The sequence below is a fragment of the Streptomyces cellostaticus genome (genome assembly GCF_023630175.1).
Taxonomy (GTDB): Bacteria; Actinomycetota; Actinomycetes; order Streptomycetales; family Streptomycetaceae; genus Streptomyces; species Streptomyces cellostaticus_A.
On the sequence record NZ_JALLIN010000078.1, the window covers coordinates 1 to 13,991 of the forward strand.

Here is a 13,991-nt window from a genome sequence, read left to right on the forward strand (position 1 = left end):
CTAGCCCGGCGCTGGGCTGGACCAGCCACATCACCACCGCTCTCGACCGGTTCGTCCAGCTGCCGGACCGCGGCTGACCGACGAATTCCCCGTCCCCACGACAACACCTCAACACCCGGACAGTGGAATCCGGCGCCGCCCCGAGACGACACTCGGGCCTTGGTCCTGCCCAGCTTCAGCCCACCACACGAAAACGACCCACCGACTCCGTCGGCGGACCGCCACGAAACTTCGAGCTGAGTTGAATTTGCCATCTTTATTTTGATTGCGCCATATCGTCCGCTATGTGTAGCCACCCTTGACTATCTGTGCATCTGAGGCTGAGACTGTCGAGAAGATGATGAAGACTCGCATGTGGTTCGAGGCATACCTTGGGGTCAAGGGGACTGGTTGGCTCCTTCGTCACCTCAACGAGCTGTGTGGCCTGACAGCAACGTTTGCCAGGCGCCTTACATGCGGCCAGAGGAGCGCCCGGGGGGTGGCATGACTGCCGAATTAGGCGGTTCTCGAATTGTACCCAGAATGGATCACCTGACTTCCCTTGTGTATCGATTTGCGCTGGAAAGAGGGCAGTGCACGAGGGATTCTTTGCGGTCCACACTCGGACTTTCCACGGATCAGGTGCAGCGGTCGATTGACTCACTCCAGGCGCTGCGTCTTGTCCGATGCGTTGTGGATGAAACAGACGTTTTCGTTCCGGTGAGTCCCGAGGCAGCTGCCGCGCAGTTGGTCACGCCGATCGAGGCGGAGATCCGGCAACGGCAGAGCGCCGTCGAGCAGGTGCGTTCGGATCTGATGACCCTGCTGCCCCTGTACCACGAGTCCCGTCGGCGGCGGCGCTCCAAAGAGGCTATCGACGTTGTCGACGACACTGGTGCCGTTCTGTCCGTACTGACGGACATCGCGCAGAACTGCAAGCGCGAGGTCCTGACGGTTCAGCCAGGTGGCGGGCGCCCGGCGGCCGTCCTGGAAGAAGCATTTCCGCGCGATGCAGCCATGCTCGAACGCGGAATCACCATGCGTATCCTGTACGAGGACACGGCCCGTTTCAGCGCTCCCACGCAGCGGTACGTGCGGGCAATGGAGAAGGCTGGCGCCCTGGTCCGGACGACAAGAGAGCTGCCCAGCCGCCTGCTCATCTTCGACCGGGAAACGGCGGTTATCCCTCTCGAACGCTCCGCGACCGGAGCCGTATTGAGCCGGGAGCCGTCAATCGTGGAATTCATGTTGCGGGTGTTCGAGCAATATTGGAATACAGCCACGCCGTTCAGCGAGGCTTTGGACGGCAGTGCCAGCCTCGACCAGGTGAAACAAGCGATCAGTCAACTGTTGGTTGCCGGACACAAGGACGACTTCATCGCTCGCAGGCTGGGTATTTCGGTCCGTACCTGCCGCAGGCATATTGCGGAAATTATGCAGCGCCTCAACGCGGAGAGCAGATTTCAGGCCGGTTACGTCCTCGCCCAGTTGGATTCTTGACGCTGGCTGCTCGGCCTGGTGCCGTCCGGTTCATCGCAGAGTGCCTGTGCGGCGCAAGATATCGGGTGTGGGCATCTTTACCCGGACCTCCGATGTGCGAGTTCCTGCCGCACTCCTCATGTTCAGGCTGAACGATCACCAGGCACCCCTGAGCCTTGCCATCTTGATCCGGATAGGCACCTGCTCAACAGCACCGTGATGAACTCCTGAGCCGTCTCCCACATGTCGCCGGCGTGGACGCGCATGCCGGTCGTTGGTGTTTCCTGTGTCCCGTCCGCTCCTCGTTCTGGCCGACCGAGCCTACCGCGGAGCCGGAGCCACCGTCCGCACCCCCTACTGAGGCCGAGACCTTCCCGAGAAGTACGGCCAGTTCAACTGGGACCACGCCCGGCTGCGAGCACCAGGCGAACGCGCCTTCGCATGCCTCAAGGAATGGCGAATCCTCCGCAAAGCCCGCTGCAGCACCAACCGCATCGGCCGGCCGCACGGTTGCCGCCGTTCACGCCGTCGAGATCGCCTGGCGCTCAGACACGCGGAACCGAGGAGGTTCCATCAATCCACTGCTGCCGGTCCCGCGCGAAGAGTCGCTCGGTGAACGGCTGGGACCAACGGCCGATACTGCCGTCAACACCCCCATATTCCTCCAGGAATTGACAGTCGGAGGGCTGCAATGCGTCAAGGATTTCCCTTGGAACAGAATCCGGGTACAGGAGTGCGGTGTAGTGCATGGCGTAGTAGACACTCTCGGTGGTTGCTGTAGCGCGAACCTGACGCAGGATGTCGTCCCAGCCCCCGCATTTGGTCGTATAAGAACAAAGGAGAGATATGTCGAGGAACTTCAAAATCTGGAGATCGGTACCCGCCTCGATATAGTATCGCCCAGTGGCCTCCTTCCTGAGGTGCAGGCACAGGTCAATGAACTGGTCTTCTGGTGACATGGCGAACGAAGGAACTCCACACAGCTCCAACGGTTTGCGGCGTCCAAGGATGTCCGGCACCGAAAGCTTGCTCTGTGTGATCTTCTGCGATATGTCCAGACAGACATCGATGGGAAACACGTCCACCGCTGGATCGCGGGAAAGTTTGACGTACGGTAGCTGATTGTTGACGTGCAGACCCCAGAACACCTGCGTTTGACGAGTAAACGGCTCGATGTTTTTCCCATCGAGCGATACACGCCCTTGAACGTAGCCACACTGCTCCAGGACACGGCATATCCGAGTCGCAGAGGGCTGGTCGACGAGAATGTCCAGGTCGTACATTCGACGCAGCCCGGGGTCCTGGTAGAGGGACTCGACGATAACCGGCCCCTTACGGATGGCGTAGCAAATCCTCGCCTCGTTCAGTGCGAAGAACACCTTCCCAAACTCTTGGGCGAGAGCCTCGTTTCGCCTACTGTTTGCGAAGTAGACGGAATCGAACAACCAGTGGTAAGGAATCACTGGGACATCAGCCTGACGGTGCAGGAGACGATGCGTCACGATGTGTTTTCCAACTAGGGGAATTACCTTGTGACGACCGGCCTGGTCAATGAAGAAACCCCAATCAAAATCTTCCTGATGGGCGGCCAGGATATGTCGACAGTGCGCCACAGCATCCGCAGTGAGGTTAACTCGCGAAAGATGGAGAAGGAGGTCGAACTCAGGCCTCCCGTGTGTACCACCGATTTCAAGCCGCATCGAACTCGCCTTCGGGTATTGTCAGGTCAAGGGGATCGAAGGTCTCCCGCAAAATGGAGCGCGGAAACTGATGTGCACTGCTCCACGCCTTCAGGGGAGCGTAGGCGCGACGCCGCGACAGCGGAGATCTTCTCGGCGTTTTCAGTCACCCTCCCCATCCAGAGGTGTTCGGCGATTTAGTTGCTCCCCAGGCCGGGAATATATCTCTGAGCACCCGAGCCGCCCTTCGGCTCGTTGAATCGACTGGACCTCACGGAGGGGCCATCGAATGATTGATCACTTCGACACTAGGTCGTCCTTGAAGAACACGTACAGCCCTGGAAGCGTCATCAAACTGCAGTGCAGCAAGTGGGCAGCTCGCCGTGCAAATGCCATATATGGGGTATGACTTCTTTCTGGAGGTGACAGTCGAAGAATGCGCTCCTGGACTTCCGATGCCAGGTCGGAAGCCTTGAGGGTGAGGGGAAATGGACCAAGAATGGAGGAGAACCATGCAGCCCGCAGCCCGCAGCCCGCAGCCCGCAGCCCGCAGCCTGCAGCGCCGGCGAACGTCGATCACCGCCATGCGCTGGCTGTCGTCGTCACGGTTCTTCGTCCGACGCATACACCTGGAATCTGGTGTTCCTGCAGTTGCTCCTGGAAGACCTGGGCCACCGGGTGGTCAGCCTCGGCTCATGCGCACCCGACGAACTCGTCGTGAACAGCTGCCGCGTTCTCGACGCCATGGAGGGCGGCCCTGTTTCGTACTGCCTGCCCTACGGTCGCACCCCGCTCGCCGATTCGGTGCGTAACTGGCTGAGACCTGCCGCTTTCTCGCCGACCTACGCGCCACCGGCCGCGAACCACACCTGGAGACCTTCCGCGGCTGCATGCTCGGCCAACTCTGCCCGCCCGGTCTGCTGGTGGCCATCAGCTTCCTCGAAGCGCTCTTCTCCCGGCGCCTCGGCCTGCACAGTGTCTCCCTCAGCTATGCTCAGCAAACCAACGCTGAGCAGGACGAACAGGCCGTCGCCTCGCTGCGTGCACTCGCTTGCGAGCTACTGCCCGACACGGACTGGCACGTCGTCCTGTACACGTACATGGGCCTGTACCCGAGGACGGTACAGGGGGCGGCACGCCTGCTGGAGGCATCCGTCGACCTGGCGGTGCGCACGGGAGCACACCGGTTCATCGTGAAGACCGAGGCCAAGGCGCACCGCATTCCTACCGTCGAGGACAACGTCGCCGCCTTGCGCATCGCAGCGGACACCGCCCGTACCGCCGCGCGCCGGCCCTCCCCGCGCGGCCACCGAGGGCAACCCGGCCCACGCCTAAGGGCTGTCCCGTAACCGTGGTTGCGGGACAGTCGTCAGGCGCTCGGGTTCCTCCACAGATGCCGCTCGTCCAGGGTCCCGAATCGCACGTCTCCGCGTTCAAGGTCGACGAGGATGGGCCAGCAGTCCAACAGTTGCTCTCTCGCATCACGCGAGGCGAGGTATTGCACAGAGTTGTAGGGCACGATCAGGAGCCCGTTGCTCTCACGGACCCGCTCTGCGTCGATGGCGAGAGGCGGCTCGTCATCGCGTTGGCTGTGCGCGAGAAACGCCACCGCGAGTTGCAGGGCCTCGTCCGGCTCCATCATCCGTCTCCAGTCCGTCGGCTCGGAGAAGGCACCCTAACCGGCCTGGGATGATCTTGGTGTGGCTGGTGTGATCACGGCGTCGGAGCCGTCTTGGATACGTCCGTTCACCGGGCTGAGCCCGCGCTCCTTCGGCAAGTTGGTGACCGCGGTGCAGCGCGAGAGTGCAGCCGAACCACGGGCGGGTCGTCCGTGGGGCCTGTCGCTTGAAGACCGTATTCTCCTTGTCGCGGCCTACTGGCGAACCAACTTGACCATGCGCCAACTGGCCCTGCTGTTCGGGGTTTCGAAGTCGGCGGCCGACCGGATCATCGACCACATCGGCCCTCTGCTGGCCTTGCCGCCCCGACGCCGGTTCGCGAAGGGCACTGTGTTGATCGTGGACGGGACGTTGGTGCCCACCCGAGACCATGCGGTGGCCGAGCAGTCGAAGAACTATCGGTACTCCACGAATCACCAAGTCGTCGTCGATGCCGACACCCGCCTGGTCGTTGTGGTCGGTCGGCCGCTGCCGGGCAACCGGAACGACTGCAAGGCGTGGGAGGAATCGGGGGCCAAGGTAGCGGTCGGCCGGACGACCGTGATAGCTGATGGCGGCTATCCAGGGACCGGATTGATCATGCCTCACCGCCGCACCCAGGGCGAGGAACTGCCCGGCTGGAAGCGGGAGCACAACCGCTCACACAAGCAGGTCCGTGCGCGAGTGGAGCACGTGTTTGCCCGGATGAAGACCTGGACAATCCTCCGCGACTGCTGGCTTAAGGGCGACGGTGTCCACCACGCCGTGCGCGGCATCGCCCGACTGCACAATCTCAACCTTGCTGGATAGGGCCATGGCCGAACTCAGGCAGGTCCCTCACCCGCGTCCGCCAGCGGGGTGCGGCGTGTGCCGCGGCCACTGCGCGCCGACCTGTTCCACCACAGCGGCCCGGAACGCTTCCAAAAGGACGTATCCGGGATACGTCCCAAACGCTCCGTACTTCCAGCGGTAGTAGCACGACCAGTAGCTCACCACGCGCCGCTCCGTGCGAGCGAAGAAGGCCGGATTCCGAGCGATGAACTCCCCGTAGAGGCGGCGCTGGGCCGAGCCCGGGACGGCGAGTCCTGGAAGGCCGCGGCCGATCGCCTCGATGGTCTCCAGCACGTATTCGCCGGCCAACTGCACCACGAACGGCACCACCCACGGCTCGCCCAACGCCACAATCTGCTCAAGGTGCCGCTGGCGGACCCGGCCATCACTGTGCCGGGAGTACAGGCAGTGCAAAATCACCTGCTGAGTTCCGGCCAGGGGCGGCCGCTCCGAGTCGGTGCTCGGCTCCTCGTTGTAGATGCGCGACGGGATGGCGACGGTCTCGCCCTGCACCTCGACCTCGAAGGGCATCGTCGGCGCGAGCCTGGCCTCCGGCATGACCGCCAGGACGCTCTGCACGTCACCGGCAAGACGGGTCGGAAACGCTGCCACCAGGGCACAGGCGACGTTCGACGGATCCCGAGGCAGCTGCACAACAGGAGGATAAGCGGCGAACCTCTCGGTCTCTCAACCGCCCGCCTCAACATTGCGGGACAGCCCTTAGGTGATGGCCAGCAGATCTTGCAGTTCACCCCTCGCCACATAATTGAGTGCATCGCGGTGGCCTCCGGAGAAAGACCGACAATCCTCTGCGGCACCCAGGGCGGAGATCTGCTCTGCCTGGAACCCCGTCTCTGACCCTGACGCCTGCGTGGCGCTGTGTGCTCATCGCGAGTGCCCCATCAGACTGGCTTTCGTACGCAGCCAGAGTCTGTGAATTGAGAATTCGCGCTTACGGTTACCCACGCGCTGATCGCCGCCGCGGCCTGGTCGAGCACCAGATGCCTCCATCGCCGGGTGATCCTCCTCGTCAGGAGCGCCATCAAGTAGTCAACCTGCAGCGCGGTGGACGGCTACAGCTACACGTCCTTGGTGACCGAGGGGACGTCGTGCCCCAGCAGCGTGGACAACGCGTACCAGAGGTCGCCAAACTGCTCGCGTAGATTGGCCAGTTCGTCGGACACGACCCGCACGTACGGGAGTTGCTTGTACTGGCCCGTCCGTTGAGCCCGCCGGATCGCCTCCGTACGCGAGCCCCAACGGGTCGCAATAGCCCGCGACATCCCGCAACCCGCGGCGCGGGACCGTCGCCGGCGCGGCAAGTCGGACTCGCTCGATGGTCAGAACGCGGCCCGGGCGGTGCTGGGCGAACGGGCGCGCGCCCAGGCCAAGTCAGGGGGGGCCGTGAGGCGGTTCATCGACGAGTGCGGCCCGGCCTCCACCGACCTCGCGACTCATGCCGGGCCGGTGCCCATCACGTTCGGTGGGTTGCTGGTTCCGTGCGTACGCCCAGGCCGGTCGAGCCGGGAGCCGTTCGCAGATCCTCGACCTCTTGGACGAGCTGTTGTTCTTCGGGTCGTACGGAGTGGCAGAGCAGTCGCGGGCGTCGATCGGGGAGAGAAGGGACGCCCGTATGAGGTGCGGAGTGCCAAGGTCCGATTCCCTCTGCTCTTCCAAGGGTTGGCGACGTATCCGATGCCGGCGACGAGTCGTGGCAATCCGCAGGAAGGGCGGCGTACGGTGATCGAATGGTGGCGATACTGCGGTGCACCCCAGGCGAGGCCAAGTTCCTCGGCAGCCGGAAGCGGCAGGAGCAACTCGATGCCGGCTGGGAGTCGGTCGGAGAACGGGACGAGTGGAAGAGCAGACATGTCGTCCTGGTGGTGACCGGGCAGGAGAGAGGTCGACCGCGAGTCGAATACGTGGGGCAGGCCCGGTGCGGTCGCCACGCCGGGACCTTCCGGCGTGTGGTCGAGGTGACTCAACTCCATCGAGTCGCGCCTCCGGTCCCGATGGAAGATTTGTCCGACCAGCTTCCGCTCCGACACAGGGACGCAGTCGACCGGTCCGGCGTGTTGACGAAGCGGTCCGGCGAAGAGTTGCTGAACGCTCTTACCACGCTCCGCGCGGATCTGGCTGCGGTCATCGCCCAGTTGCAGGAAAGGGTGGGCGGTGTCCGGATCCTCGGCAGAGTGCGGGAGTTGTTCCTGGAGCAGAGAGATGCCACCGGACTGGCACTTCAACTGGGCGGATTCGACCGGAGCATCATCGAAGAGGCGAAGTTCCCGGAAGAGGGCGGGGATCAGATCCCCGTCCTCGCCACCCTGCCGGGACATCCGGCGCACGAGGATCACCTCGTCGCTCACGATGCGCAACGTTTCTCTGACTGGATCGGAAGTGACGCGGAGCATCTCGCGAAGCGTGTATTCCACAAGGGCGACCAGCAACTGTTCATCGCCAACGTGAACCGCCTGCCGGCTGAGGACACGCTGGGGGTCGACCTGATCTATCACCATGTGAGCCGGGACAGCTTCATCCTTGTCCAGTACAAGAAGATGGTCCAGGTCGGAGCCGGGCGCAGAGAGTGGGGATATCGGCCGGACGGTGATCTTGACGACCAGCTCAAGCGCATGAGGCAGGTAGAAGAGGCGTGTATGCGGCTGGAACAGGATCCGCCGGCCGATTACCGCTTCGTTCACCAGCCGTGCTGGATCAAGTTCTGCAAGTCCGAACAAGTGGCGCCGAAGGGAGATGCGCTGATCGGCGGGATGTACCTCACGCGCGAACACGTCGAGTGGCTGCGAGGGCGGCCCGGACTGGCCACCGGTCCGAAAGGGGGTGAGCTGTTCGGCTACCACACGGTGCCCCGGTATCTCGACAACACGACCTTCACCCAACTCGTGCAGGACGGCTGGATCGGAACCCGTGGCAGGGCCAGTGACATCATCCAGGCCCAGATCAAGGCCAGTCTCGACGGCTCACGCGCACTGGTCTTCGCCGGCCTCATCGGCGACGACACGACCCAGGCCGAGCGTACGCGGGAACGCAGGGGCGGTCTAACGGGCTGAGAGTGTGAGGGGTGGGGCCGACCGTGAACCGGTGGATCCGCCCTCACCACGGCAAGAAGCGGACTTGAGCCGCCGGTCCCGGGGAGAGCGGCGGGGTATCGGCGCGCCGCCGGCTCGGTCAGCGCGTTGGCCCGCTTGGCATGGAGAAGGCTGGCCATGTGAGGATGCGGTCACCGCGGCAGCGGAACTCGGCGGTCACGGTGCTGCGGGTCCTGATCACGCGGCAGTCGGGGCACGCAATCATTGCGACAGGTTTTGCCGCCTTGTGCGTGATCGTCAAGAGATGCGCAACGCTGCAGTGTATTGGCCGGCGGTGCGGTCATAGATGACCAGGTCGGGGTGAACGTTGGCATCGTGGACACGGCCGAGCGTCACCGCAGCCGAAACGGGCATAGCTGCCAGTACGTGCAGTCGTCGTAGGTTCTTGTGGTTGGCCTCCAGCTCGGAGAGCAGTTGCCGGAGCACCGAGGTGAACTCGTTGAGCGTGGGAACGGAATTGATTACATCGACGGACGGGGTGACGTCGTGCGGGTGAATCGTCCAGCGCGGAAGCAAGGCAAGCTGTTGGGGTAGCTCTTCTGCCTGGATCGATCCGGAGATGTTCAATATCAGCACTCCGTCAGAGGCGTCAGGGGCAGGAGAGATAGGCGGCTCGGTGACGAAGCGCACCATCCGGTCCGTCGTGTCGGGCCAGGACCAGGATTCCGTGCTGCGGTGCCGTTGGTAGATGGAGACGGTGAACGTGTCGTCCAAGCGGGAGCCGAAATAGGCAAGCAGTGGCAAGCGGGCGAAGGCGAAGGCACTCACGTGGTGCACCGAGTCCTCACGCAGCGCTTCCGCCAGCTTGTGTTCCAGGACCCGATCGATTTGCTGCTGGCACTGTTTCCAGTACGCTGGCCCGCCGGCCTTCTCACCGGGTATGCGTCGTAGATCGATCTCGAAGCCGTCGCCGTGCAGGCTGAGGGGGAAGTCGGGGAATCGCTCTTCGGAGCGGATGACGGCCTCGGCGGCAGTGGGCTTGGTGAGTTCGACTTCCTGGCCGCGAACTTGTCCGATCAGCCGGATTACCACGGTGCCGGTTTCCGGGTTAAGACCGGTCAGCCGCCGGATCCACTCCTCCCGATCGCGCTTGATGCGCCGGAGCCGTTCGACCGTCATGACGTCGAGAGAGCCCTTGCGGTCGATTTCGTTATGCTCGCCGCGGCACAGCAGCATGAGGTTGTCAGCCAGGTCGCGCTGGTCCTTCGGGAGGGGGTCCATGCCGCGCGGTGACTTCGGCGTTGCGTCCTGCCCCACGATGTGGGCGAGCTCTCCGAGGGTGAAGTCCTGATAGGTGAGTTTTCCCTCGAGAAGGTAGGTTCCGCAAAGTTCACATCGTCCGCCGGCGCGGACCCAGACCTTGAGCCGCTCGACGTCGGGGATGGACTTGCGTGCCACAGGTCGACTCCTCTTGGCGCAGGCGGGGGTTGGGTGTGTCATGGGCCTTGGTTCGGGGACACCGGTCTGTTGCTGTGGTGCCATGCAGCGGAAGTATGGGGTATGGGCGCTCGGTCTGGCCGCACCGGCCGGGCTAGGGGACATGGGGAACGTAGTGATGATGCGGTCCGCTGCGGGCGTGTGGAAGAGCGACCAGGTGGGTTCCCGACTTCGACGCGGCCAGCTGCATGCCGAGAAACGTGGTGAGCGTGGCGGCGACGGCGGCGAGGTCGGCTGAGGATCCGTGGAAGGTGGGAACGGAGCAGCCGCGGGTCGGTATGAGTTCGTCGTCGGGCTCTGCTTCTTGCCACAGGGCGTGGTACAGCTCGAGTTGGTGGTCGTCAAGTACCGAAAAGCCAGCCAGGGAGTCCAAGCTGTGGGGGCCTTGGAGGGTTCCCGGTGCGCAGACGGTGAGGATGCCAAGTGTCCCGGTGCGGGTGTCTGTGGCGATCTGGGCGAGGGTTGCCTTGCGGTTGGGTGTGCGGGCGAGGGCATCGAGGCATTGCCCGATGGCCAGGCTGACCGTGGCGTCGATCACGAGATCGGCGTGGTTCATGATCTGTTCGGCGTCTTCGGGGACGAGGCCCTCAGCGATGTCGACGGTCAGGCGGTCGTCGATGTTACGCAGTCGGTCAGCCAGTGCGGCGGCCTTGGCCGCGCCGAGGTCGGTCTCGAGGAAGTTCTGCCGGACGAGCAGCCCGCCGGTGACGACGCTGGGGTCGCACAGCGTGATGCGTGCTGCTCCTGCGCGTGCGATGAACTCGGCGGTCCAGGATCCGATGCCTCCGCAGCCCCAGATGTGGATGTGCTTGTTCTGGTAGCTGTTGACGGGGCGGTTGTCGTCGCGGCGGGTTGTGACGGCATGCCGTTCGTCGGACACTTGGCACCACTCGATCGGGAGGGCCGGGTTGACCGCGCTGGGGGCGAGAGTGCTCAGGCAACCGGGCTGGCGCCCTGCGAGGCTGCGGAGTTCGTTGGCGGCGCTTGCGGGGATTCGGCCCGCGAGCAGGTGGGGTGGGCCGCCGGCGGGGTGGGGTACGGCCAGGAGGAGGTATTGGGGTGTGTCCTCAGCGTTTCTCACCACGCTGGTCGCGAGGGAGGTCAGCACGGCTGGCGCGAACGGCCTGGCGGTGGGGGCACGGCTGGCGAGTGGCGCATCGATCTGCTGGAGGAGTTCGACGAGTGTGGTGCCGGCTCCCATTGGCAGGGGCGCGGGGAGGATGATGACCGGCAGGCGTGCCGTGGGAGGTTCTTGTGGAGTGAAGGTGAGGTTCAGGCGCTGAGCGGTCCTTGGGATCAGGTATCCGGCCTGGACGCACTTTCCGAGCACGGGTTCACGCACAACGATGGTGGGTGTTCCTGCGGACTGATGCAGGACTCCGCCGACCGCGTGGTAGAGGGCGGTTGAGGCGTTGAACCGGTTGCCGGCGGCATCGCCGAGCCAGGCCCACAGGCGGTTTAGGCTGGAGCGGATGCCGCCTGCCGGGTTCCATTCTCGCGCCGGGTCCAGGTACAAGCACAGCCGGTAACCCTGCAGGACGTGGGGGTATCCGATGAACCGGGTGTGCGTTACGTCGACTTGTGGGGGGAGCAGCGGGGAGGACGGGACGCTGAGAACGAACCGCTCGCGCGGCTGGAGCTGAATCCCTCCCTCCACCGAGACGGTCCCCCTCGTGTCGATCTCGATCGTGATTGCCAGGGCGCCGTCGTCCGTACGGTCAGGCACTCCCACCACGCGCAGGGTGTCCGGCTGCTCGGCGCCGATCGCGCGGAGATCCGCGAGCGCCTGTCTCTGCCACGGTGTGGGAGCGCCGAACCGCCCAGGCTTTCGCTTGCTCATCCAGCGCGCCCCGACCGCCCCGTCGTCGTCACGGCGGCCACGGACGCGGCGGGGAACTTCGCGCTGCTCTGCTGGGCGTCGGGCTCCTTGAAGCCGGTGCCGAACAGACCCTGCCACAGCTCGATGCTGGTCTCCTTGTCCGCATGGTGGTAGGCAGCCTCGATCTCCTCCGTGTGCACGCGGATTCGCTCGCGGAAGTAGGCGTAGGTGTCCTGGGTCCAGCGGTGGTCAAACGTGACGCCCGACCCGGAGGGGTCGGCGATGGACGGCTTGTTGGGGTTGGCCTGCAGGTAAGTGTTGAGGTCCTGGACCAGGTGGAGCAGGGACGTGGGGACGTTGGCGTAGTAGCCCGGATCGATCAGCGTCTTGGTGTCGCTGACCTGGTTTCCGAGCAGAGTCGTGAGGATGATCGACCGGGTTCCGGTGAAGGAGTTCTTGTGGTCGCGCAGGTACTTCAGCAGCCGGATGACCCTGCGCAGGTTCCCGCTGGTGATGTCGTCCTGATTGCGCATCCAGGCCGTGAAGCCCTCGGGGTCCGTCGCCTCCCAGCAGTTGTCGTCCCGGTTGACGATGACCTCGCGGCCGTCGCTGAGCTGGACGTACGGGACGATGTCCACGTGCATCAGGTTCTTGTATTCCAGACGCACGCAACGGCACTTGCGCGAGTGCGGCATCTCGCGGTAACGGCTGTGGCGGTCCAGTGCCGCGTAGACCTTGTCGATGTAGGTCTTGGAGCTGCCGTGCCAGTCCGGGTTCTCCTCCATCAGAAGGAGGAAGTCGGCATCGAACTCCTTGTCGCCGACCGGGTTGATGATGGTTCTCTGCGCCCACGAACCTTGAGGGATCTTGTCGAGGACGAGGTGTCCGATCTCCTTGTCTGCCTTGAGGGCTCGGTAGACACTGTCCACTCGGTTGTCGAGCATGTCGAGCTTGAGCCGGCTCAGGTTGACCGTGTCCGTGAGGAGCGTGTTGAAACAGGTGGTGAGCTGCACTGGCGCCATCCCGTAAATCGTCTTCACCGAAGATGATGACACCGTAGCGTGGGGGTACGACAGCGACGGTGACACGGCTGGCCAGCCTGCCTTCAGAGCGGGGTAGTTAAAGGGCGCGCTTGGAACGACGAAGCTCCGCCGGAAGCGAAGCCTCGTCGAAGCTGGCTTAGGGCGTGGGGCGGCATCCGGCGCGCGCATCGTTATACTCCGGATCTCCGCTTTCGAGGACGCGGAGTAGAGACGCCGTGACAACACGCGTCTTACGGCCGATGCGTAGCACACGGCACGGAAACTGCCCGTTGCGGATCAGGTCGTATCCCTTGGCCCGTGAGAATCCCAGCGCCTTTGAGGCGTCCTCCACGCTCCCCGTTCCGTCCCAGGTGGCGCGGATGTGAGCGGGGCTATAGCGAGGGCCCAGAGTCTCTTCGATCTGCGTGTTCATTCCGATTACTTTCGTCTTGGCGGGTAGCCCGTGCCGGGCCTACGGACACCGCATGCGCCGGTCATCGCGGTGACCGTCAATACTCCGCGTTATCGCCGGTTTGGCTAACCGGCGGTTTGGGGCTATGTTGCCTCGCTCGCCGTGGAGGGGCTCACTCTGACAGCGTGAGGCACGATGCCGGAGAGGAGTCGGCAGAGTCCAGCACTTCACTGCACTGCCCAGCACTGTGACGAACGGTTACCACGGATGAGTTGGGTGTTGCCTGGGTCGCAGTTCGCCCCGTTGCGCCACTGCAGGTCAATTGGGGTCTGGCTCTTCGGGGTCAGGCCCCTTAATTTTGACCGTGCTGGATAGGTGCTGGATTTCCTGACCCCTCGTCACCTGCCGTCAACTCCGCATCTCCCGTAGTGTGCTGGATTCGTGCTGGACGCCGACGAATCACGGGTACCACCGGCCTGCGTGCTGCGCGCCGGGGCAGCTGACTCAGTCGATTGGGCATCGGCACACCTTCTTCACGTGACTCGCGCCGGTTGCGGAAACAAGTCTC

10 protein-coding genes and 2 pseudogenes are annotated in these 13,991 nt (G+C 63.9%); 5 read left to right on the forward strand and 7 right to left on the reverse strand.

Features of this window, described 5'->3' with window-relative positions; translation table 11 throughout:
• Positions 1 to 522: 522 nt before the first annotated feature.
• Together MXD57_RS30265 and MXD57_RS30270 are read left to right on the forward strand one after the other, a co-directional pair.
• The gene (locus MXD57_RS30265) at positions 523 to 1,479 is read left to right on the forward strand and encodes a LuxR C-terminal-related transcriptional regulator (RefSeq protein WP_250405363.1); all 957 of its coding nucleotides are present in this window, start codon (positions 523 to 525) and stop codon (positions 1,477 to 1,479) included.
• 265 nt (positions 1,480 to 1,744) lie between these two features.
• A pseudogene (locus tag MXD57_RS30270) lies at positions 1,745 to 1,957 on the forward strand (transposase family protein); the annotation flags it as partial.
• Positions 1,958 to 2,003: 46 nt separating this feature from the next.
• Here MXD57_RS30270 and MXD57_RS30275 read toward each other — a convergent pair.
• Positions 2,004 to 3,158 carry a nucleotidyltransferase family protein gene (locus tag MXD57_RS30275; RefSeq protein WP_250405364.1) on the reverse strand — a complete coding sequence of 385 codons (1,155 nt, stop codon included), beginning with the start codon at positions 3,156 to 3,158 and terminating at the stop codon, positions 2,004 to 2,006.
• Positions 3,159 to 3,827: 669 nt separating this feature from the next.
• Between MXD57_RS30275 and MXD57_RS30285 the strand changes: the two are divergent.
• A pseudogene (locus tag MXD57_RS30285) lies at positions 3,828 to 4,432 on the forward strand (methylaspartate mutase); the annotation flags it as partial.
• Positions 4,433 to 4,506: 74 nt separating this feature from the next.
• On the opposite strand, the gene MXD57_RS30290 reads toward MXD57_RS30285, so the two are convergent.
• Positions 4,507 to 4,779, reverse strand: a complete 273-nt coding sequence (locus tag MXD57_RS30290) for a YrhB domain-containing protein (protein WP_250405365.1) — start codon at positions 4,777 to 4,779, stop codon at positions 4,507 to 4,509.
• A 58-nt stretch (positions 4,780 to 4,837) separates the two neighbouring features.
• Between MXD57_RS30290 and MXD57_RS30295 the strand changes: the two genes are divergently transcribed.
• Positions 4,838 to 5,605, forward strand: a complete 768-nt coding sequence (locus MXD57_RS30295; RefSeq protein ID WP_250405366.1) for a transposase — start codon at positions 4,838 to 4,840, stop codon at positions 5,603 to 5,605.
• A 27-nt stretch (positions 5,606 to 5,632) separates the two neighbouring features.
• On the opposite strand, the gene MXD57_RS30300 is transcribed toward MXD57_RS30295, so the two are convergent.
• Positions 5,633 to 6,280 (reverse strand): hypothetical protein, encoded by a 648-nt coding sequence (locus tag MXD57_RS30300; protein WP_250405368.1) that lies wholly within the window; start codon positions 6,278 to 6,280, stop codon positions 5,633 to 5,635.
• Between the two features lie 1,094 nt (positions 6,281 to 7,374).
• On the opposite strand from MXD57_RS30300, the gene MXD57_RS30305 reads away from it, so the two are divergent.
• Positions 7,375 to 8,694: a hypothetical protein gene (locus MXD57_RS30305; RefSeq protein ID WP_250405370.1), complete on the forward strand. Its 1,320-nt coding sequence runs from the start codon at positions 7,375 to 7,377 to the stop codon at positions 8,692 to 8,694.
• A 276-nt stretch (positions 8,695 to 8,970) separates the two neighbouring features.
• Here MXD57_RS30305 and MXD57_RS30310 read toward each other — a convergent pair whose 3' ends face one another.
• The 4 genes from MXD57_RS30310 to MXD57_RS30325 all read right to left on the reverse strand — a co-directional run bounded on the left by MXD57_RS30310 (position 8,971) and on the right by MXD57_RS30325 (position 13,444).
• Positions 8,971 to 10,131 carry an HNH endonuclease gene (locus MXD57_RS30310; protein WP_229901441.1) on the reverse strand — a complete coding sequence of 387 codons (1,161 nt, stop codon included), beginning with the start codon at positions 10,129 to 10,131 and terminating at the stop codon, positions 8,971 to 8,973.
• A 133-nt stretch (positions 10,132 to 10,264) separates the two neighbouring features.
• Positions 10,265 to 12,010 (reverse strand): ThiF family adenylyltransferase, encoded by a 1,746-nt coding sequence (locus MXD57_RS30315; RefSeq protein ID WP_250405372.1) that lies wholly within the window; start codon positions 12,008 to 12,010, stop codon positions 10,265 to 10,267.
• Complete coding sequence (locus MXD57_RS30320; protein ID WP_250405373.1) at positions 12,007 to 13,011, reverse strand: SMODS domain-containing nucleotidyltransferase; 1,005 nt, start codon at positions 13,009 to 13,011, stop codon at positions 12,007 to 12,009. The genes MXD57_RS30315 and MXD57_RS30320 overlap by 4 nt, the downstream gene beginning before the upstream one ends.
• A gap of 157 nt (positions 13,012 to 13,168) precedes the next feature.
• On the reverse strand, positions 13,169 to 13,444 hold the full coding sequence (locus tag MXD57_RS30325; RefSeq protein ID WP_189925588.1) for a helix-turn-helix transcriptional regulator: 276 nt from the start codon (positions 13,442 to 13,444) through the stop codon (positions 13,169 to 13,171).
• Positions 13,445 to 13,991 lie beyond the last annotated feature (547 nt).

Coding starts and splice junctions, on each gene's coding strand:
- MXD57_RS30265 (WP_250405363.1), top strand. CDS start 523: ATGGATCACCTGACTTCCCTTGTGTATCGATTTGCGCTGGAAAGAGGG.
- MXD57_RS30290 (WP_250405365.1), bottom strand. CDS start 4,779: ATGATGGAGCCGGACGAGGCCCTGCAACTCGCGGTGGCGTTTCTCGCG.
- MXD57_RS30315 (WP_250405372.1), bottom strand. CDS start 12,010: ATGAGCAAGCGAAAGCCTGGGCGGTTCGGCGCTCCCACACCGTGGCAG.
- MXD57_RS30305 (WP_250405370.1), top strand. CDS start 7,375: ATGGTGGCGATACTGCGGTGCACCCCAGGCGAGGCCAAGTTCCTCGGC.
- MXD57_RS30325 (WP_189925588.1), bottom strand. CDS start 13,444: ATGAACACGCAGATCGAAGAGACTCTGGGCCCTCGCTATAGCCCCGCT.
- MXD57_RS30275 (WP_250405364.1), bottom strand. CDS start 3,158: ATGCGGCTTGAAATCGGTGGTACACACGGGAGGCCTGAGTTCGACCTC.
- MXD57_RS30320 (WP_250405373.1), bottom strand. CDS start 13,011: ATGGCGCCAGTGCAGCTCACCACCTGTTTCAACACGCTCCTCACGGAC.